Source organism: Micromonospora sp. NPDC051227 (assembly GCF_044455385.1).
In the GTDB taxonomy this organism is placed as follows: Bacteria; Actinomycetota; Actinomycetes; order Mycobacteriales; family Micromonosporaceae; genus Micromonospora.
Genome location: NZ_JBITET010000010.1, coordinates 32,968 through 52,662 on the forward strand (window position 1 = coordinate 32,968; position 19,695 = coordinate 52,662).

General features: G+C 67.7%; 17 protein-coding genes. 13 read left to right on the forward strand and 4 right to left on the reverse strand.

What is annotated here, in order from left to right; genetic code table 11:
• Positions 1–93 precede the first annotated feature (93 nt).
• Positions 94–1,377, forward strand: coding sequence for a citrate synthase (locus ACIA47_RS23015; protein WP_366334457.1), 1,284 nt, complete (start codon positions 94–96; stop codon positions 1,375–1,377).
• Between the two features lie 209 nt (positions 1,378–1,586).
• Here ACIA47_RS23015 and ACIA47_RS23020 read toward each other — a convergent pair whose 3' ends face one another.
• Positions 1,587–2,231, reverse strand: coding sequence for a maleylpyruvate isomerase N-terminal domain-containing protein (locus tag ACIA47_RS23020; protein WP_396710548.1), 645 nt, complete (start codon positions 2,229–2,231; stop codon positions 1,587–1,589).
• 326 nt (positions 2,232–2,557) lie between these two features.
• Entirely contained in the window at positions 2,558–4,021 is a 1,464-nt protein-coding gene (locus ACIA47_RS23025) for a glycosyltransferase family 4 protein (protein WP_396710550.1), read from the reverse strand.
• Between the two features lie 316 nt (positions 4,022–4,337).
• On the opposite strand from ACIA47_RS23025, the gene glgX reads away from it, so the two are divergent.
• The 8 genes from glgX (at position 4,338) to ACIA47_RS23065 (ending at position 16,034) form a co-directional block, all read left to right on the forward strand.
• The gene (gene glgX, locus ACIA47_RS23030) at positions 4,338–6,455 is read left to right on the forward strand and encodes a glycogen debranching protein GlgX (protein WP_203118363.1); all 2,118 of its coding nucleotides are present in this window, start codon (positions 4,338–4,340) and stop codon (positions 6,453–6,455) included.
• A 1-nt stretch (position 6,456) separates the two neighbouring features.
• On the forward strand, positions 6,457–8,763 hold the full coding sequence (gene treY, locus ACIA47_RS23035; protein ID WP_396710552.1) for a malto-oligosyltrehalose synthase: 2,307 nt from the start codon (positions 6,457–6,459) through the stop codon (positions 8,761–8,763).
• Positions 8,760–10,484, forward strand: a complete 1,725-nt coding sequence (treZ, locus tag ACIA47_RS23040; RefSeq protein WP_396710554.1) for a malto-oligosyltrehalose trehalohydrolase — start codon at positions 8,760–8,762, stop codon at positions 10,482–10,484. The genes treY and treZ overlap by 4 nt, the downstream gene beginning before the upstream one ends.
• 257 nt (positions 10,485–10,741) lie before the next feature.
• Positions 10,742–12,424: an RNA-directed DNA polymerase gene (locus ACIA47_RS23045; protein ID WP_396710556.1), complete on the forward strand. Its 1,683-nt coding sequence runs from the start codon at positions 10,742–10,744 to the stop codon at positions 12,422–12,424.
• Between the two features lie 56 nt (positions 12,425–12,480).
• On the forward strand, positions 12,481–13,092 hold the full coding sequence (locus tag ACIA47_RS23050; RefSeq protein WP_396710558.1) for a hypothetical protein: 612 nt from the start codon (positions 12,481–12,483) through the stop codon (positions 13,090–13,092).
• Between the two features lie 252 nt (positions 13,093–13,344).
• Positions 13,345–14,535, forward strand: a complete 1,191-nt coding sequence (locus tag ACIA47_RS23055; RefSeq protein ID WP_396710560.1) for a helix-turn-helix domain-containing protein — start codon at positions 13,345–13,347, stop codon at positions 14,533–14,535.
• Positions 14,536–14,659: 124 nt separating this feature from the next.
• A complete protein-coding gene (locus ACIA47_RS23060; RefSeq protein ID WP_396710562.1) occupies positions 14,660–14,821 on the forward strand; it encodes a hypothetical protein in 162 nt (53 codons plus the stop codon).
• Positions 14,769–16,034, forward strand: a complete 1,266-nt coding sequence (locus tag ACIA47_RS23065; RefSeq protein WP_396710565.1) for a helix-turn-helix domain-containing protein — start codon at positions 14,769–14,771, stop codon at positions 16,032–16,034. Before ACIA47_RS23060 ends, ACIA47_RS23065 begins: the two co-directional genes overlap by 53 nt.
• Before the next feature lie 66 nt (positions 16,035–16,100).
• Here ACIA47_RS23065 and ACIA47_RS23070 read toward each other — a convergent pair whose 3' ends face one another.
• Entirely contained in the window at positions 16,101–17,138 is a 1,038-nt protein-coding gene (locus tag ACIA47_RS23070; protein WP_396710567.1) for a fatty acid desaturase family protein, read from the reverse strand.
• A gap of 277 nt (positions 17,139–17,415) precedes the next feature.
• Between ACIA47_RS23070 and ACIA47_RS23075 the strand changes: the two genes are divergently transcribed.
• The 3 genes from ACIA47_RS23075 to ACIA47_RS23085 are packed head-to-tail and all read left to right on the forward strand — an operon-like array spanning position 17,416 to position 18,595.
• Positions 17,416–17,649, forward strand: coding sequence for a hypothetical protein (locus tag ACIA47_RS23075; protein WP_396710569.1), 234 nt, complete (start codon positions 17,416–17,418; stop codon positions 17,647–17,649).
• A gap of 50 nt (positions 17,650–17,699) precedes the next feature.
• A complete protein-coding gene (locus ACIA47_RS23080; RefSeq protein WP_203118410.1) occupies positions 17,700–18,131 on the forward strand; it encodes a phage holin family protein in 432 nt (143 codons plus the stop codon).
• The gene (locus tag ACIA47_RS23085; RefSeq protein ID WP_396710571.1) at positions 18,128–18,595 is read left to right on the forward strand and encodes a DUF3618 domain-containing protein; all 468 of its coding nucleotides are present in this window, start codon (positions 18,128–18,130) and stop codon (positions 18,593–18,595) included. The genes ACIA47_RS23080 and ACIA47_RS23085 overlap by 4 nt, the downstream gene beginning before the upstream one ends.
• A 233-nt stretch (positions 18,596–18,828) precedes the next feature.
• Here ACIA47_RS23085 and ACIA47_RS23090 read toward each other — a convergent pair whose 3' ends face one another.
• Positions 18,829–19,218, reverse strand: coding sequence for a hypothetical protein (locus tag ACIA47_RS23090; protein WP_396710574.1), 390 nt, complete (start codon positions 19,216–19,218; stop codon positions 18,829–18,831).
• 78 nt (positions 19,219–19,296) lie between these two features.
• On the opposite strand from ACIA47_RS23090, the gene ACIA47_RS23095 reads away from it, so the two are divergent.
• Positions 19,297–19,629: a hypothetical protein gene (locus tag ACIA47_RS23095; RefSeq protein WP_203118417.1), complete on the forward strand. Its 333-nt coding sequence runs from the start codon at positions 19,297–19,299 to the stop codon at positions 19,627–19,629.
• Positions 19,630–19,695: the final 66 nt, after the last annotated feature.

A 19,695-nucleotide genomic window follows, 5' to 3' on the forward strand; every position in this document is an offset into this window, starting at 1 on the left:
CGCCGAACCACGGCGGGCGTTGTCCCCTGAGCCGCAATTACGGTAGAAGCGAAGGCAATTCAACGTAGATCTGCCGGCGAAGCGAGGAACCACATGACGGAAGTCAAGCTCGATCACCCCGGTGGGCAGCTGTCGATGCCGGTGCATCCTGCGGTCGAGGGCCCCGCCGGTATCGGGGTGAGCAAGCTGCTGAAGGAAACCGGGATGACGACGTACGACCCCGGTTTCGTCAACACCGCCGCTGCCTCATCCGCGATCACCTACATCGACGGCGACGCGGGCATCCTGCGTTACCGGGGGTACCCGATCGAGCAGCTGGCCGAGAAGTCCTCCTTCCTGGAGGTCTCCTACCTGCTCATCTACGGTGAGCTGCCGACCGAGCAGCAGCTGACCGAGTTCACCGAGTGGATTCGGCGGCACTCGCTGCTGCACGAGGAGATGCGCCGCTTCTTCGACGGCTTCCCCCGGGACGCCCACCCGATGGCGGTGCTCTCGTCCGCGGTGAGCGCCCTCTCCACCTTCTACCAGGACAGCCTGGACCCGTTCGACTCCGAGCACGTGGAGATCTCCACGGTCCGGCTGATGGCGAAGGTCCCCACCATCGCCTCGTACGCGTACAAGAAGTCCATCGGTCAGCCGCTGCTGTACCCGGACAACTCGCTGGGGTACGTGGACAACCTGCTGCGGATGACGTTCGGCGTGCCGGCGGAGCCGTACGTGGTCGACCCGGTGATGTCGAAGGTGCTGGACATGCTCTTCGTCCTACACGCCGACCACGAGCAGAACTGCTCCACGTCGACCGTCCGCCTGGTCGGTTCCAGCAACGCCAACCTGTTCGCCTCGGTCTCGGCTGGCGTGAACGCGCTGTTCGGCCCCCTGCACGGTGGTGCCAACCAGGCGGTGCTGGAGATGCTCCAGCAGATCCACGCCGGCGACGGCGACGTCCGGTCCTTCGTCCGCAAGGTCAAGGACAAGCAGGACGGCGTCAAGCTGATGGGCTTCGGCCACCGGGTCTACAAGAACTACGACCCGCGGGCGGCGATTGTCAAGAAGGCCGCGCAGGACGTGCTGGGCCGGATGGCCAAGCCTGACCCGCTGCTGGACATCGCCATGGAGCTGGAGGAGATCGCCCTCGCCGACGACTTCTTCGTCTCCCGGCGGCTCTACCCGAACGTGGACTTCTACACCGGCCTGATCTACAAGGCCATGGGTTTCCCGACCAAGATGTTCACGGTGCTCTTCGCGCTCGGCCGGCTCCCCGGCTGGATCGCCCAGTGGCGCGAGATGATCAGCGACCCGGAGACCAAGATCGGCCGTCCGCGGCAGGTCTACGTCGGCTCCGCCGAGCGGGACTACGTCCCCTTCGGCGAGCGCTGACCCGCTCCTCGCTTCGCCAGCAGGCCGTCGACCCCTCCGGGTCGGCGGCCTGCGGCGTTCTCCCGGTCGGGTCGCCCCGTCCCCTCTTGATCGACTCGGGTTCCTTGAAGGCGCGGTGTTGCTCGTGCCGGGACACCCCGACTTTCAGGAAGCCGAGTCGATCAAGGGCGGGGCGGCGGGCCCCGGGTGGGCGGCGACGGGGCGGGCGGTCAGAAGGCGGAGATGTTCCGGGCTCGCTCGCTGCGACTCAGTGCGCTGATCAGCGCGGACTGACCGTTGCGACGCACGGCCAGGCGAACCAGCAGGTCGCGTACGGGGTCGAAGACGTCCGCCGGGAACTCCGGTGTGGGCACGCCGATGCTCACCGCGAGGTCGTCGGAGTGGACCACGATCTCCAGCTGACGGGTGAGCAGGAACTCGCCGCGCGGAAGGGCCCAGCCCTGCCACGGGATCGGCACGACGTCGCGGGCGGCGCCCCGGGAGAGCAGGTCGCCGACCTCTTCCAGCGCCTGGGCGGAACGGGCGTGCAGGTCGGCCGGCCCGCGTACGGCGTCGGCCTCGTCGGGGCCGGCAGCGACGGAGGCCTTGTCCGGGGAACCCTCGGTGACCCAGGCGGCCCGCTCGTAGTGGTTGTCGGCCGACTCCAGGGTGGGCAGATCGCTCGGGGCGGGCAGCAGCTCCGCGGCGCGTACCGCCTGACGCCCCAGGTGACACGCCAGCCCACCCACCGACAGGTGTGGCAGCGCGCTCGGGCTCGACCACTGCTCGGTCACCTCGAGGCGTCGGATCAGGTCCAGCGCGATCGAGGCGGCGATCGGAAAGCTGGCATCCAGGGCGTCGACAGGACGAGACATCCGCACATTCTGACAGCCCCGGCCGACCAGCGCCGGGCTGCGCGGTCCCGGCCCGACGGCCCGAGATTGAGCTGCCCGGCGGCGAGCTACTCGCCCGGCGCACCGGCGCTCAGCGCGGAGCTGTCCGGCACGCTCGCCACAACATGATCGACTCGGCTTTCCGGAAGTCGCGGGGTCCCCAGCACCGGGACACCCCGACTTCAACAAAACCGAGTCGATCAACCGCGCCCCGCCCGTGCCGGGTCAGGTCGAGCCGGATCGGGGCCCGAGCCACCGGACCGAGCCGGGTCAGGTCGAGTCCAGCCCGAGCCCGCGCCGGCGGACCGTCAGCGCAGGCCGGCGGCGGCGAGCAGGTTGCCCTCGGGTAGCGCCGGGAGGGCCCGACCCTGCGACATCCGCTGCTCGGCGCGCTCGGCGGTGAACGCGGCGTCGTGGTGGATGGCGGCGGCGTAGCTGGCGGCGGTGCGCTGGGCGATCGCGGCCCAACCGTACTGGTCGTGGACCATCCGGCGGGCGCGGCGGGCCATGACGCGGGAACGGTCGGGGTCCGACAGCAGCGCGTCCACCGCGTCGGTGAGGCTGTCCGGGTCGTGCGGGCGGAAAGTCATCCCGGTGACGCCCGGCTCGACGATCTCGCCGAGGCCACCGGTGGCGGCGACGGCCAGGGGAGCGCCGGCCGCGGCGCCCTCCAGGGCCACCATGCCGAACGGCTCGTAGATGCTCGGCACGGCGAAGCAGTCGGACGCGGCCATCAGCGCCGGCAGGTCGGTGCCGCCGAGGAAGCCCGGCATGGTGACCATGCCGCCCAGGCCGCGGCGGTGCACCTCGGCCTCCAACTCGGCGCGGTACGGGCCGTCGCCGGCGATCACGGCACGCAGCCCGGGGTGCCGCTCGCGCAGCCGGGGGAGCGCGGCGATCAGGTGCTGGACGCCCTTCTCGTACACCAGGCGGCCGGCGAAGGTGACCAGCGGGCCGTTACCGGCGAAGCGGGCGCGGGCGGCGGCCACGGCACGCGCGGGCACCCGCCAGCGGTGCGGCTCCACGCCGTTGGCGACCACGTCGACCCGCCCGGCCGGTACGCCGAAGAGCGCGTTCACCTCGTCGCGCATGTACCCGGAGCAGACGATCACCCGGTTGGACTCGCTGCTGAGCCACTGCTCGACGCCGTGGATGGTGCGGTTCATCTCCTCCGGCAGCCAGCCCTGGTGCCGGCCGGCCTCGGTGGCGTGGATCGTGCTGACCAGCGGGATGTCCAGGTGGTCGCGCAACGTCATCGCGGTGTGCGCGACGAGCCAGTCGTGGGCGTGGATGACGTCGTACGAGCCGGCCTGGGTGGCGCGCAGCGCGGTGCGGGTGAGGGTGTGGTTGAAGGCCATGGTCCAGGCCAGCAGCGAGCCGGTGGCGAGCGGGAAGGCCACCGGGTCCTCGGGGGCGCGCAGGATGCGCACGCCGTCGGCGTACTCCTCCAGCGGTGCGCCCTCGGAGTGGCGGGTGACGACGGTGACCTCGTGGCCGGCGGCGGCGAGAGCGACGGACAACGCGTGCACGTGTCGACCGAGACCGCCGACGAGCACCGGCGGGTACTCCCAGGACAGCATGAGGATGCGACGGGTCTGCGGGGGCACCCCGGGGCCGGACTGCGCCGGCACTGGCGTGCCGGGCTGCGCCGACAGGCCGGACTGCGCGGGAAGACCGGGCTGGGTCGGCAGCTGGGGCCGGGAGGTCAGTGTGGGCCGGTGGGCCCGGTCCTTGGTGGCAGCGAGCTGCTCGTCGACCCGCAGGGTCGTCACATCAATCTCCGTCCATGCATGGTGGTACGCGCCGGCGTCGGTGGCGGCGGAGCGAGAGGTGTAAGGGGTGGCCGAGGGCCTGGCGGGCACGCGCGGACGCTTGTCCCCGATCAAGGAAAGTCCATCGAGCCCAAGAACGCACCCTCAAAAGGGTCATCGTGACGGAGGACACCTGAGGGGCGTAGCGCGCATCAGACAGGTGTTTTCCGGGCAGCGCCTGGAAGGATGGATTGGCGCGCCCGGGCCGGGGGCACTACCTGCGTGCGCGCGGGCGATCTCGGCCGGTGCGCACATGACCATGGGTTGAAGGAGCGACATGCAGGTCTGGCCGGGCGAGCGGTACCCCCTGGGCGCCACCTACGACGGGATGGGCACCAACTTCGCCATCTTCTCCGAGGTGGCCGAGCGGATCGAGCTGTGCCTCTTCGACGAGTGGGACACCGGCGCGGAGCGCCGCGTCGAGCTGCGCGAGGTCGACGCGTACGTGTGGCACGCGTACCTGCCGGGCATCGAGCCGGGCCAGCGCTACGGCTACCGGGTGCACGGCCCGTACGACCAGGCGAACGGGTTGCGCTGCAACCCGCACAAGCTGCTGATCGACCCGTACGCCAAGGCCATCGACGGTGACGTCCAGTGGGACCCGGCGGTCTACGACTACGACCTGGACGAGCCGGAGCGGATGAACGAGACCGACTCGGCGCCGTTCATGCCGAAGTCGGTGGTGGTCAACCCGTACTTCGACTGGGGCAACGACAAGCCGCCGCGCACCCCTTACCACCACTCGGTGATCTACGAGGCGCACGTGCGCGGGCTGACCATGCGCCACCCGGACATCCCGGAGGAGCTGCGCGGCACGTACGCGGGCATCGCCTCCCCGCCGATGATCGACTATCTGACCCGGCTCGGGGTGACGGCGATCGAGCTGATGCCGGTGCACCAGTTCATCCACGACAACCGCCTCGTCGACCTGGGGCTGCGCAACTACTGGGGCTACAACACCATCGGCTTCTTCGCCCCGCACCACGGCTACTCGGCGCTGGGCCGGACCGGGCAGCAGGTGCAGGAGTTCCGGGGCATGGTGAAGGCGCTGCACGCCGCCGGCATCGAGGTCATCCTCGACGTGGTCTACAACCACACCGCCGAGGGCAACCACCTCGGGCCGACGTTGAGCTTCAAGGGCGTGGACGCGCCGAGCTACTACCGGCTCAGCGAGGAGGACCGCCGCTACTTCGTCGACTACACCGGCACCGGCAACAGCCTCAACGTGCGCAGCCCGCACTCACTGCAACTGATCATGGATTCGTTGCGCTACTGGGTGACCGAGATGCACGTCGACGGCTTCCGGTTCGACCTGGCGGCCACCCTGGCGCGCGAGTTCTACGAGGTGGACCGGCTGTCCACCTTCTTCGAGGTGGTGCAGCAGGACCCGGTGGTCAGCCGGGTGAAGTTGATCGCCGAACCGTGGGACGTCGGCCCCGGCGGTTACCAGGTGGGCAACTTCCCGCCGCTGTGGACGGAGTGGAACGGCAAGTACCGCGACACAGTGCGGGACTTCTGGCGCGGTGAGCCGGCCACCCTCGCCGAGTTCGCGTCCCGGATCTCCGGCTCCGCCGACCTCTACCAGGACGACGGCCGCCGACCGTTCCACAGCATCAACTTCGTCACAGTGCACGACGGGTTCACCCTCAACGACCTGGTGTCGTACAACGACAAGCACAACGAGGCCAACGGTGAGGAGAACCGGGACGGCGAGAGCCACAACCGGTCCTGGAACTGCGGCGTTGAGGGCGACACCGACGACGAGGCGGTCCTCGCCCTGCGGGCCAAGCAGCGGCGTAACTTCCTGGCCACAGTGATGCTGTCGCAGGGCGTGCCGATGATCGGTCACGGTGATGAGCTGGGCCGCACCCAGCGCGGCAACAACAACGTCTACTGCCAGGACAGCGAGCTGGCCTGGGTCGACTGGGACAACGTCGACGAGCAGCTGCTGGAGTTCGTGCAGACGCTCACCGACTTCCGCAAGCGGCATCAGGTGTTCCGCCGCCGCCGGTTCTTCACCGGCCTGCCGGTGAACGGGCGCGGCATCGACGAGCCGCTGCCCGACCTGGCCTGGCACACCCCGGACGGGCGGGAGATGACCGGCGAGGACTGGGGCAACGACTTCGGCCGCTCGGTGGCGCTCTTCGTCAACGGCGAGGGCATCCGCGAGCGCGGCCAGTACGGCCAGAAGCACCACGACGCGTCGTTCCTGCTCTGCTTCAACGCCCACGACGCACCGCTGGACTTCACCATGCCCGGCAGCGAGTACGGCCAGAAGTGGGAACGGGTGATCAGCACCGCCGACCCCGAGCCGGACGACGCCACGGTGATCAGCGCGGGCGGCACCATCCGGGTGCCGGACCGCTCCCTCGTCGTGTTGGAGAGGATGATCTGACATGCCGGCCACCCCTCCGAAGGCCACCTACCGCGTGCAGGTCCGCCCCGGGTTCGACCTGGACGCCACCGCCGCGATCGTCGACTACCTGGACGACCTCGGCGTCAGCCACCTCTACAGCGCCCCGCTGCTGACCGCCACCCCCGGCTCCCAGCACGGCTACGACGTGGTCGACCACCGGGCCGTGAGCCCGGAGCTGGGCGGGGAGGCCGCCCGGCAGCGGCTGCTGCGCGCGCTGCGCGACAAGCAACTCGGCCTGGTCGTCGACATCGTGCCCAACCACGCCGGGGTCGCCGTACCGGCCGCCAACCCGCCCTGGTGGGACGTGCTGCGCCGGGGGCGCGACTCGTCGTACGCCGACTGGTTCGACATCGACTGGGACCGGGGCCGGCTGCTGCTGCCGGTGCTCGCCGACGACCCGGCCGCCCTCGACGACCTCAAGGTGGTCGACGGGGAGCTGCGCTACCACGAGCACCGCTTTCCGGTCGCCGACGGCACCGGCGACGGCAGCGCCCGGGAGGTGCACGACCGGCAGCACTACGAGTTGGTTTCCTGGCGGCGCGGTGACGCCGAGCTGACGTACCGCCGGTTCTTCGCCATCGCGGGCCTGGCAGGTCTGCGCGTGGAGGACCCGGCGGTGTTCGCCGCCACCCACGAGCTGATCCTGCGTTGGGCCGCCGCCGGGGAGGTCGACGGCATCCGCGTCGACCACCCGGACGGGCTGCGCGACCCGGCCGGCTACCTGACCCGGCTGCGGGAGGCCGCGCCGGACGCCTGGCTCGTGGTGGAGAAGATCCTGGAGTACGGCGAGGAGCTGCCGGACTGGCCGGTGGACGGCACCACCGGCTACGACGCCCTGGCCGCAGTCGGCGGGCTCTTCGTCGACACCGACGCCGAGGGTGACTTCACCGCGCTGGACAACCGCCTGACCGGGCAGCACACCTCCTGGGAGGACCTGACCCACACCACCAAACTGGCCGCCGCCACCCAACTGCTCGCCGCCGAGCTGACCCGGCTGGCCGCCCTCGCCCCCGAGGTGCCCACCGAGCAGGCCCGCGCGGCCCTCGCCGAGCTGGCCGCCGCGTTCGCCGTCTACCGCGGCTACCCGCCGCACGGCGCCCGGCACCTCGCCGCCGCCCGCTCCGAGGCCGGCCGCCGCCGCCCCGACCTGGCCGGCGCACTGGACGCGGTCACCCGTCGGCTGCGCGACCCCGACGACGAGCTGGCCCAACGGTTCCCACAGCTCACCGGTGCCGTGATGGCCAAGGGTGTCGAGGACACCGCGTTCTACCGCTGGAGCCGGTTCGTGGCGCTCAACGAGGTCGGCGACAACCCCGCCCACTTCGGGGTGCCGCCGGCGGAGTTCCACCGCTTCGCCACCGCCCAGCAGGTCCGCTGGCCCGCCAGCATGACCACCCTCTCCACCCACGACACCAAACGCGGCGAGGACGTCCGCGCCCGGCTCGCCGTGCTCAGCGAACTGCCGGGCCGCTGGGCCGAGCAGGTCAAGACCTGGATGGAGTACGCCCCGCTGCCCGACCCGGCCTTCGCCCACCTGCTCTGGCAGACCGCCGTCGGCGCGTGGCCGATCGAACGGGAACGGCTGCACGCGTACGTCGAGAAGGCCGCCCGGGAGGCCGGGGCCTCGACCAGTTGGGCGGACCCCGACCCGGCCTTCGAACAGGCAGTGCACGCCGTGGTCGACCTGATGTACGACGACCCGAGCCTGCACGACGAGCTGACCGAACTCGCCGCCGCCATCGCCCCGGCCGGCTGGTGCAACTCGCTCGGGCAGAAGCTGATCCAACTCACCATGCCCGGGGTGCCGGACACCTACCAGGGCACCGAGCTGTGGGACAACTCCCTCGTCGACCCGGACAACCGCCGCCCGGTCGACTTCGACGTACGCCGAGAGTTGCTGGCACGCATCGACGGCGGCTGGCGTCCCCCGATCGACACCGACGGCGCGGCGAAGCTGCTCGTCGTGTCGCGGACCCTGCGGTTGCGGCGGGCGCACCCGGAGCTGTTCACCACCTATCGGCCGGTGCCGGCGCACGGGCCAGTGGGCCGGCACGTGGTGGCCTTCGATCGGGGCGGCGTGATCGCCGTTGCGACCCGGCTGCCGCTGGGCCTGGCACGCGCCGGCGGGTGGTGTGACACAGCCCTGTCACTTCCCGTTCACGAGATGAAGGACCTGTTCACCGGCCGGGTCTACAGTGGCGGAGAGACGCCGCTGGACAATCTCCTGGCCGACTACCCCGTCGCTCTGCTGGCTCCTCCCACCAATGACGCGGAGGCCGCTTCATGACCGAATTCACCGTCTGGGCACCGGACGCGACGCGGGTGCGGCTGCGCCTGCCCGGCGACACCGACCACGAGATGCGCGCCGCCGCTGACGGCTGGTGGCAGGTCGAGGTGCCCGACGCCGGCCTCGACTACTCCTTTCTGCTGAACGACGACGAAACCGCGCTGCCCGACCCCCGGTCACCGTGGCAGCCTGCGGGAGTGCACGGGCCGAGCCGCCGCTACGACCACCTTGCGTTCCAGTGGACTGATTCCTCGTGGACGGGCCGGCAGCTGCCCGGCAGCATCCTCTACGAGCTGCACATCGGCACCTTCACCCCGGAAGGCACCTTCGACGCGGCCATCGACCGCCTCGACCACCTGGTGAACCTGGGCGTCGACCTGATCGAGCTGCTCCCGGTCAACGCCTTCAACGGCGAACACAACTGGGGGTACGACGGCGTCTGCTGGTACGCCCCGCATGAGCCCTACGGCGGCCCCGACGGTCTGAAACGGTTCGTCGACGCCGCCCACGCCAAGGGGCTGGGGGTGATCCTCGACGTTGTCTACAACCATTTCGGGCCCTCCGGGGCCTACGCGCCGCGGTTCGGCCCCTACCTCGCCGAGCAGAGCAACAGCTGGGGCCGCTCGGTCAACCTGGACGGCCCGCACTCCGACGAGGTACGCCGCTACATCATCGACAGCGTCCTCATGTGGCTGCGCGACTACCACGTCGACGGGCTACGCCTGGATGCCGTGCACGCGTTGCCGGACACCCGGGCGGTGCCGCTGCTGGAAGAGCTGGCCATCGAGGTGGAGTCGCTGTCGACGCACCTGGGGCGGCCGTTGTCTTTGATCGCGGAATCCGACCTCAACGACCCGCGGATGATCACCCCTCGGGAGGCTGGCGGGTTCGGGCTGCACGCCCAGTGGAACGACGACGCGCACCACGCGCTGCACACTCTTCTCACTGGTGAGCGGCAGGGGTATTACGGGGACTTCGGGTCCCTGGAGACGCTGTCGGACGTGCTGACGGGTGGGTTCTTCCACGCGGGGACCTGGTCGAGCTTCCGGAACCGGCACCATGGGCGGCCCCTGGATTCGCGGGTGCCTGGGCATCGGCTCGTTGCTTATTTGCAGAACCATGATCAGATCGGGAACCGGGCTACCGGGGATCGGATCTCCGCTTCGTTGTCTCCGTCCCTGCTGCGGGTTGGCGCTGTGCTGCTGCTGACCGCGCCGTTCACTCCGATGTTGTTCATGGGGGAGGAGTGGGCTGCTTCCACGCCTTGGCAGTTCTTCACCTCGCACCCGGAGCCGGAGTTGGCCTCTGCGGTGCGGACCGGGCGGCGGCGGGAGTTCGCTTCGCACGGGTGGCCGGAGGGGGACGTGCCCGATCCGCAGGACCCGGAGACGTTCGTGCGCTCGCGGTTGGACTGGGCGGAGCTGGACAAGCCTGAGCATGCATCGATGTTGTCGTTCTACCAGCGGTTGATTGGGCTGCGGCGGTCTCGTCCTGATCTCTCTGATCCTCGGTTGTCCGCAGTGTCTGTGCAGCACGGGGACCAGTTCTTGGTGATGCGGCGGGGGGACACGCTGGTTGTGGCCAACTTCGCTGGGCGGGGGCAGGGAGTGTCGCTGCCTGGGGTGGCTCGGCGGGTGCTGCTGGCTACGGGGGAGGGGGTCACGGTGATGCGGGACCGCATCCAGTTGCCGGCGGAGACTGCGGCGATCGTGGCGTTGTGAGGCGCCTTGCTCACCTTAAGCGGCCTGACCAATGGCGGTCACGGAATCTAACCCAAGGTTCGTGACATCCTCGTCGCCGCTACTGCAGATGCTTCGCTTCGCTCGTCGAGAGCCTGTGGCGGCTATTTCTGGGATCGGACAGGAACAGCTGTATACGCTGACCTACAAATCGGCTGTTAAGCAACAGAGACCTAACGGTCGATTGCGCAAAAGGCGGTCAAAGCGGACAGGGTAGGGACTCAAGCGCAATCTTCAGCTTGAAGTTTTCGGTGGATCGGGTTAGCTTTGCCGATCCCGTAGAGAAGATGCTTGAGGTTCAAATGCCGCTGATTCAACGATCGTCCTTCGAGCGAGCTGTCGCGAATGTAGCCACCAAAGGCGATACGGATGTCTTTCCCTTCCCGTTCGAGAATCATGTTTTTCACGATCGTCAAGATGAGATTGTTGACCTTTTGCAGGTTATGTCCCAGGATTTCGACGGAAGCCTCTCTCGTACGCCTATAACCAGCCATTCATCTTTAGCCCCTGTCGGTTACGCGGGTTACAGGTGGGCTACGCAAATTGATCCGCTATGGAACGCTTACCTCCTCGGAATCGTGGAAAGTCTTGCTCCGGAAATCGAGGAATCCCGAATCGGTCCGGATGAGCAAACAGTATTCTCCTACAGGTACGAATCTGACCCGAGCAAAGGTATGTTCAAGCTCGACGGGTGGAAGGGGTTCCAAGAGAGGTGTAACGAACTCGCCCTTCGGCACGCGTATGTGGTAAGTGTCGACATTGCGGATTTCTACTCACGAATATACCATCACCGACTCGAGAACGCTCTCCACAGCGTCGACAATCCGAGTAAGGAACGTTCCAAGCAAATCATCGCAATTCTCACCAAGTTGAGCGGCGGGAGTTCTTACGGGTTACCAGTCGGAGGCAATGCAGCGAGATTGCTTTCAGAATTGGTTCTCAATCAGGTCGATCGGCTTCTATTGGCCGAGGCTCACGCGGGCGAATTCTGTCGGTATGCCGACGACTACCGCTTCTTTGTAAATGATCTGCAATCGGCTCACCGCTGCATCGGCATGCTTTCCGAGAAGTTGATGCGAAATGGGGGGCTCTCTCTCCAAAAAGCTAAAACCCGGATTATGACGGCCGCCGAGTATCAGATGATCACAGAATCGCAACAGCAGGGTGATCCAGGTACAGCTGGCAAATTTCTTGGCCTTCGACTCCATTTCGACCCTTATTCCACGACGGCAGTCGATGACTACGAGCGGATGATGGCCCAAATATCCGAGTTCGATATATTGAGTTTGCTGCGAGACGAGATTACCAAAGGCCGAATTCATGTAAGCCTGACGAGAAAACTTGTAGGCGCTCTCCAGTACATGGACGAGGAAAGCAGGGTTCAAGCCGTTGTCTCGCTTCTGGAGAACGTCGAGACGCTCGCTCCAGTGATTCCCCAGGTCATGCTGGCGGTGCGCCAGTGCCTCGATCAATTAGACGATAGAGCTGCCGCCGACGGGATCCAGGCCACGGTTAGGGGATTAGTTGAGGATGAGCATTATATCGCGAAGAACGACCTGAATCTGGCCTATATCGTCAGAGTTCTTGCGGCGAGCCCGAGTAGGCCGAATGAGCGGATGCTGATTCGCATTTACGGCGCACGCCATGGCTATAGCATGGAATCCGCCCCGAACATCCAAAGGGATATCCTGCTTGCGCTCGCGAAGTGGAACGTTGGGTATTGGGTTAGCGACAGGAAGAACTACTTCGGTACAGATCATGCCTGGGTGAAGCGAGCTTTCAGAGTCGCCAGTTATGCGTTGGGTGACGAAGGTAGTCACTGGCGGCGCGCGAACAGGCCCGAGCCCGGTTCTTTTGATGATGTAGTTCAAAAGTGGGCAGCCGAGCGCACCAATATCTCGGGATGGTCGATCCCGGTATGATTTCCGTCCGCCGGTTTTCGCTGCAGGGTTCGATATGGCGTCGGCATGCTCCTATGATGGAGCAAGTGGTGCGGTGGATCAACGAAAACGAATTGCAGCTAGGGGTGCCGGTGCACGTAACCCATGACGGTTACAGGAGCGCCGTTATTGCAGAGACTGCCTTTCGCCGCGCCGCTGTCGGGGCACCTCTAGGTGAAGACGACGTTGAGGCGGAACGAGCGGCCGCCAGCTTGGTATCGTTACTGCCGCGCGGGCAATTCGGAGATTTGCCGCTGTCCCAGTCGGAAAGACTCGAGGTCTCGCTGATTCAGCAGAACCTTCTAACCTTGGCGCAAACCATGACCGATCCGACCTTCTTCTACCGTGTACCTGGGTGCGGGGTCGTGAACTCAGCCTATGGCGACATGGCGGATTCGAATCACCTCGTAGAGGTCAAGACGGTTGTGCGCCCCTTTCGAGGGACGGATCTTCGCCAAATTTTGATTTACAGTGCGATGAGGTACGCGTCCGGACTAGAAGTGGAAGAAATCAGCCTCTTCAACCCCCGCCGAGCACGCCTATTTAGTTGCAGCTTCGATGATATTGCTTTCGCAGTGTCTGGTCGAGCGGGCGTAGAGCTAGTGCATGACCTGATAGATGCGATGGTGGGCTTCCAAGTCTCTGCCTGATTCTGTATTGCATCGAACCTACCCTCCGTCTACTGCGGACTGCGGCCGCACCAACTCGCTGTCATGGAGCGAACGATTTGTTGGGACGCCAGTAGCGGGCGGCGATCGTGGCGAGCGTGTACAGCCGGCGGGCTCGTCTAGGCCCGCAGCATCAGCGTCAGCACTACAACGGTTGGCCGGTGTAACGTCCAACAGGTGCAGGGGTGGGGGCGTGGCCGCTACCCCGGTCCTCTAGCTGGGAGTGGTGGAGGCATGGTGATTAGGCCGGACACCATCGGTGCCAGGATCAAGTACTGGCGGCTGCGTCGTGGCGGGATGACTCAGGCCGTCCTTGCCGGGCTGGCTGGCGTTACTCAGTCGTACGTGTCGCAGGTCGAGTCGGGTCGCAAGACCATCGACCGTCGCTCCACACTGGTCGCTCTTGCTGCCGCACTCCAGGTCACGGTCGCTGACCTGCTCGGTCAGGGTGCCGAGTCCGGTGATCCGGCCCGCGAGAGCGCCGCCGAGTGCGTGCCGGCGATCTGGTCGGCTCTGATAGAAATCGAGGACGGCGAGCGCCGTCCGTCGACCTACGCGGCCGATCGCCTGGCGGCCGAGATCGCCCGCGCTGAGCAGCTTCGCACCTCGTGCAGCTACCCGGCGATGGCTCGTATGCTGCCCACTCTCCTGCTTGAAGCCGCCGCCGTAGGTGGCAAAGCGCTCGTCCAGGTCGCCTACCAAGCCGCCACCTGCCTGCGGAACCTTGGCTACCGTCATCTGGCCCTTAACGCCGCCCGACTCGCTGGGGCGGTCGCCGAAGACACCGAAGACCCGGCCTGGATCGCGGCCTCCCGTTTCGCCTATGCGCAGAGCCTGCCGATCGAATCCGCACCGGTCGCGGCCCGCGCCGCCGACCGGTCACTGATTGAGCTTCAGGCCGACGCCGCCGACGAGCGGGTGCGACAGATGCTCGGACAGCTCCATCTCTCAGCCGCGTTGACGTCAACGGTGAGCGGTCGTTTGGACGTAGCTCGCGATCACCTTGCCGAGGCAGCCCGTGAGGCGGCAACGCTTGGGGATCCGCTCGACGGGGCCGGGTTCAACGGCTGTGGGTTCGGGCCAACCAATGTCGGGCTGTGGGAGATGTCCATCGCGGCCGAACAGGGCGATTCCGGCCGGGTCATTGAGTTGTCTCGGACGGTCCGACCGCAGGTGCTCGCAGCGTCCATCCGCCAACAGTCCTACTGGCTCGACCTCGGACGTGCCTTGGCGGACGGCGGTCGCCGTGACGTCGAGGCGCTAGCCGCATTCGTGCAGGCCGAGCGGGCAGCGCCCATCCCGTTCGCCATTAACCCCCTTGCCCGCGATGCCGTGGTGACCCTGGCCCAGCGCGCCCAGCGCCGCGCCATCCCCGACGAGTTGCGCTTGCTCGCCGGCCGTATCGGCATCAATCTGGCCGCATAACTGCCAGTAATCACTGCATCACCAATCAGCCCTACTGTCCGGTTTGGGACGTGAGCACGTCCTGATGGCCCAGCGCGGCAACGATCGATCCTGAGCTGCTGGGCCTCCACCGGAGGAGGCGGGGATGAGCGGGCAGGACGACAACGGTCTGGAGAACAAGGGTGAGGCCGCCGAGCGGGAGGCTGCCAAACAGCGTCTCCTCGCTCAGGCTGAGGCGGAGCGCGTACCCGTGGATGATACGACCCGCGCGGTCCCGGACCGGCGGTGGCGGCGTGACCAGCGATGACATCCCGATCGGCCGCCGCGTGGCGAGCTGGCGGGTGCGGCGGTCGATGACGCAGCAGATGCTCGCCGACCGGTTGCGCAGGTCTAAGAGCTGGGTGGACAAGATCGAGAGGGGCGCCCGCACCCTGGACCGGTACTCGCTGATCCAGGAACTGGCCCACGTCCTGCGGGTCGACCCGGAGGTGCTGCTCGGCCAGCCGCGGAGCACCCCGGCGGGTACGCCGGACGGGGTGGACGACATCCGGGCCGCGCTCGCCCGCTACGACATCCCGCAGGCTCCACCGCAGACGGACGAGCTGAGAAGGCAGGTCGGGCATGCCTGGTTGACCTACCAGCATGCGCACTACGGGCAGTTGGTGCGGGTGTTGCCGGGTCTGCTCGACGCCGCCCAGGGCGCGCGGTCGGCAGAGCTGCTGGTGCAGGCTTACCGGATCACCTCGTCGTTGCTGGTGAAGCTCGGCGAGGCCGACCTCGCCTGGCTGGCCGCCGACCGGGCGATGGCCGCCGCCGGCGACAACCCGCTGCTCGCGGCGACCGCGACCATCTCGGTGGGCCAGGCGCTCCGCGCCCAGGACCGCGACCGCCTGGCCCTGGCCGCGTTGCTCCCCGCCGCCAACCGCGTCCTTCCACAGTCAACCCGCGCTGGTGATCAAGAGGTTTGCGGCGCTTTTGGAGATCAAACTTGCCGCAAACCTCTTGATCACGAGAGCGAGGGCGATCGCTGGGGGAGGGCCGTGGGTGGGGCGCTGCTGGTGCAGGCCGCACTGGCCGCTGCCGGCTGCGGCGAGCACCGACGCGCCGACGAGTTGATCGACCGGGCCGCGGGCGTCGCCGCAAACCTTCGGGGGTACGACGACACGCACCACACCAGCTTCGGGCCGGTGGTCGTCGAGCTGGCGCGGGTGCTGGTGGCGGCCCAGCGGGGTGACGCCGACGCGGCGCTACAAAGGCACTCGACGATCGTGCGGCGGGAGACGTGGCGGCGGTTGCCGGCTGAGCACCGGGGCGCCTACCTAGTCGACGTCGCGCGGGCATACCTCCAGGTGGGTGACCTGCGCGGGGCAGCGCGTGCGCTGGTGGACGCGGACAGTGTCGCGCCGGCTGAGGTTCGGTGCCGGCCGTTGGCGCGTACCGTGATCGCCGATGTTGCCCGCGCGAACCCGGCGCCGGCCGGCGTGGCGCGACTGGCGACGCTGGTCGGCCTCACGCGCTGACCGGCCTGAGCGCACCGCCCCGACCGGTTTTCCCTGGCCGCCGCAGCGACCGGTGACCAACCAGTCTCAGCCGTTGCCCGGTCGGGTCGATGCGGCGCCCACTGCACGTAGGTGTGCCAGCCCCTGCGCCCAGGACTGGATGAGGGTCGTTTCGTGGTAGGCGATGTCGTGTTCCGCGCAGAACTGGCGGATCAGCGGCTGGGCGTGGCGCAGGTTCGGTCGGGGCATGCTGGGGAAGAGGTGGTGTTCGATCTGGTAGTTGAGCCCACCGAGTAGTGCGTCGAGGAACGGGCCGCCGCGCACGTTGCGGGAGGTGAGGACCTGTCGACGTAGGTAGTCGAGGTCGTCGGCCTCGCTCAGGATGGGCATGCCCTTGTGGTTCGGGGCGAAGGAGCTGCCCAGGTAGAGCCCGAAGAGGGCCTGGTTGACCAGGATGAACACGATCGCCTGCGGAACGCTCAGGACCAGGAACACGGCCCCGAGGTAGCCGGCGAAATGCAGGACGAGCAGGCCGGCCTCGGTTCGTCGACGCCTGAGTCCGCCGCCGCGGACGACCGCCCGGACGCTGGCGGCGTGCAGATGCAGACCCTCCGCCAGCAGCAGGGGAAAGAACAGCGCCGCCTGGTGCCGGACGAACAGCGCCCCCAGGCCGCGCTGCGCCGCAGCCTGACCCGGGGTGAAGGACAGCGGAGCCACGACGATGTCGGGGTCGCGGCCTTCGGTGTTCGGATTCGCATGGTGGCGGTTGTGCTTGTCGACCCACCACCCGTAACTGATTCCGGTCACCAGGTTGGCGCACACCAGGCCGACCACGTCGTTCGCCCGGCGGGAGCGGAAGATTTGCCGATGCCCGGCGTCGTGACCGAGAAACGCCAGCTGCGCCAGGAGCACAGCGACGCCGGCTGCGGTGGCCGTCTGCCACCACGACGACCCGAGCCGCACGAACACCACGCCCAACACCACGAGACAAGCCAGCAGCACCGTCGCCCGCGCCGCGTAGCGGCGGGGTCGTCGGTCGAGGAGGCCCGCGCCTCGGACCAGGCGGGAAAGGTCGGCGTACTCACTACCCCGGTCGCTGCGGGCGCCAAGATCCGTATCACTCAACGTCGCCACCCCTTGTCAGCCACGCCGATCAGCTCGCCGGCTCCGCCGTCAGCCATGACCAGGCGCTCGCGCACTTCGTCTGTGGTCCGACAGGGATCGGACAAGCACCCCCGCTGATGCCCCAGTCTTCCGCACAGCCGCGTCTTCGCAAGAGGAAACCGGCGACTGATACGCGAGCAGTGCTCGTCCTCGTGTAAGTCTGCCGATTGCCTGCGGGCTTCGTCCGTCGAGTCCGACAATCAGCACTATGCAGCCACGTTGGATTCAGGGGGTAGTCATGGCACGTAAGAGAAAGTCCACGGCGAGGCAAGCACTCATCCTCGCCTTCGCGGCCGGGACGCTGACCGGAGCGGCGGGCATGCTCACGCTGCGACGTGCCCGGCAGGATGGTGACTCCACGAGAGGTGATGTCGCTGGGCAGCTCGACGAGAGCATCGCCCCGCCGCTCGGCGGGCGTTTCGACGCCTCGCCTCAGGGACCCGTGAGCACGCCCGCGGCGCAGCACGGCTGACCCGGGCAGCCCCGGGACCACTGCGGTGTGCGAGAGAGATGAGAGTACTGATGTCAGAACGGCCTAGCGGGAAGCCCGGCGCCGCGTCTGTTGACACGCCGGTCGCAGAGTTGGTGCAGCGCGCCACCGATCAGATCACCCGCCTGGTGCGCGACGAGCTGACGATGGCACGGGCGGAGATGACCGCCAAGGGCAAACGCGCGGGCGCCGGCGCGGGACTGCTCGGCGGCGGCGCGATACTCGGCATTTTCGCCGGCGGGACCGCCGTCGCCACAGTCGTGGTGCTCCTGGCCGCGATCATGCCCGACGCTCTGGCCACCCTGATCGTCACCGTGATCCTGGCCATCGCCGCCGCCATCGCAGCCCAACGCGGTAAGAAGCAGGTCAGCCAGGCCATGCCCGCCACGCCCGCAGCCACCATGGACAGTGTACGAGCCGACGCCGAGACGATACGTGGCGCAGCGGGTCGGAGGCAGCCATGAGCACGCCATCCGGAAACGGCGACCAGACCCGCCGGGACATTCAGCAGACCCGCGCGGAACTCGGCGAGACCGTAGCCGCACTGACCGCCAAGACCGACGTCAAAACCCGTGCACGCACCAAAGCCACTACCGCCGTCGGCGGACTCCGAGGGCGGGTCACCGAGGCCGGGCAGTCGGCGAAGACCAGAGCGACGCAGCTCGCCCGCACGGTGAGCCAGAAGGCCTCCCAGCGGGTCACGTCGGTCAGGCAGAAATCACAGCACACCGTCGGCGCGATACAAGGCTCGGCGAAAGCTAGCGCGCAGACCGCCGGCAAGGCGGAGTCGTCAGTGGTCACCTCCGCTCGCGCCATGTCCACCAGGATCGGCAGCTCGGTGCGCACGAAACCCTTACCAGTCCTCGCCGTCACCGGCGCCGCCGCGACCCTCGCGGTCATCACCTACCGACGCCGCCGGTTCCGATAAACGATTCGGTACGGCGGCACGCGGCGGTGGTCGGTGGTCGGCCTGACCCGGTGACCGGCCCCTGCTGCCCGGTCGAGTGTCCGTCGACCGCGACGAGAGGGAGCGACATCTGCGGCTGGACGGCAGTCGTCAGGCCACGGTGACGCCGCAGGGGAGCAGTCACGTGCCGTATCGCCGCGAGGGCCGTAGAGCCATTTCAGGCAGTTGCAGTGTTCGCCGGCTTACGCGGTTGCTCAGGGAGCTGTCGTCCGCGTTCTGCGCCGGGCGAGTGCGTCGCGGATGGCGAACACGACGAGTGCGAGCGGCACGAAGACCCAGAGCTGAAGCACTGTGTACCGGCGCAGTTCCCCGTCGGTGTCGACGCCGGCCAACTCGGCGTCGAGGGCACCGGGCCGCATCAGTGCGAGCGCGTGCAGGGACAGTGGCGCGTAGTTGAGACCCGCGCCGACCAACCACAGGCCGAATGCTCGGGTGCCGAAGCCGTCCGATGACGCCAGCAGCCAGCAGCCCCACGTCACCATCAGCACCACGCCGACGAGGAACTCGGCCAGAATGATCCGCCGTCGGCGGGTGGTTCCTCGGCTGCCGTACATGTCGATGGCTGCCAGGCGACGAACGTTCATCGGATCGATGATGCCACCGGCGGGCAACCTGAGATCGTGGCTCGGGCGGCCTGAGCAGGCTGGCGATAGGATGCCGGAATGGGCAGGTTCCTCGCGCTCTTCAACGGCGCGGCTGATGAGGTCGGCAAGGCCGCGCTCACCGAACAGCAGCAGACCGAATTTATCAACGCCTGGGCGTCGTGGGCGCAGGCCAACGAGAAGGCCATCGTCGACCCCGGCGCTCCGCTGAACGCGAAGAAGCTGGTCACCGCGCGGGGTGTCGAGGACTTCACCGACGCTCTGACCGGCTACACCATTGTGGAAGCGGGCTCGCACGACGAGGCGGTCCAGATCTTCTCCGGCCACCCACACCTGGGGCTGTTCGCCGGCAACTCGATCGCGGTTCTGGAGTGCCCGCCCCCGCCTGGCTGATCCGCGTCTTCTCGTCCCCACGATCCGCGCAACATCAGGGGTGGTGGTGTCTTCCGGCTGTCGCAG

Coding starts and splice junctions, on each gene's coding strand:
- ACIA47_RS23020 (WP_396710548.1), bottom strand. CDS start 2,231: ATGTCTCGTCCTGTCGACGCCCTGGATGCCAGCTTTCCGATCGCCGCC.
- ACIA47_RS23080 (WP_203118410.1), top strand. CDS start 17,700: ATGTCAGAACGGCCTAGCGGGAAGCCCGGCGCCGCGTCTGTTGACACG.
- treY (WP_396710552.1), top strand. CDS start 6,457: ATGCCGGCCACCCCTCCGAAGGCCACCTACCGCGTGCAGGTCCGCCCC.
- ACIA47_RS23065 (WP_396710565.1), top strand. CDS start 14,769: ATGATACGACCCGCGCGGTCCCGGACCGGCGGTGGCGGCGTGACCAGC.
- treZ (WP_396710554.1), top strand. CDS start 8,760: ATGACCGAATTCACCGTCTGGGCACCGGACGCGACGCGGGTGCGGCTG.
- ACIA47_RS23015 (WP_366334457.1), top strand. CDS start 94: ATGACGGAAGTCAAGCTCGATCACCCCGGTGGGCAGCTGTCGATGCCG.
- ACIA47_RS23090 (WP_396710574.1), bottom strand. CDS start 19,218: ATGAACGTTCGTCGCCTGGCAGCCATCGACATGTACGGCAGCCGAGGA.
- ACIA47_RS23050 (WP_396710558.1), top strand. CDS start 12,481: ATGGAGCAAGTGGTGCGGTGGATCAACGAAAACGAATTGCAGCTAGGG.
- ACIA47_RS23060 (WP_396710562.1), top strand. CDS start 14,660: ATGAGCGGGCAGGACGACAACGGTCTGGAGAACAAGGGTGAGGCCGCC.
- glgX (WP_203118363.1), top strand. CDS start 4,338: ATGCAGGTCTGGCCGGGCGAGCGGTACCCCCTGGGCGCCACCTACGAC.
- ACIA47_RS23075 (WP_396710569.1), top strand. CDS start 17,416: ATGGCACGTAAGAGAAAGTCCACGGCGAGGCAAGCACTCATCCTCGCC.
- ACIA47_RS23095 (WP_203118417.1), top strand. CDS start 19,297: ATGGGCAGGTTCCTCGCGCTCTTCAACGGCGCGGCTGATGAGGTCGGC.
- ACIA47_RS23085 (WP_396710571.1), top strand. CDS start 18,128: ATGAGCACGCCATCCGGAAACGGCGACCAGACCCGCCGGGACATTCAG.
- ACIA47_RS23055 (WP_396710560.1), top strand. CDS start 13,345: ATGGTGATTAGGCCGGACACCATCGGTGCCAGGATCAAGTACTGGCGG.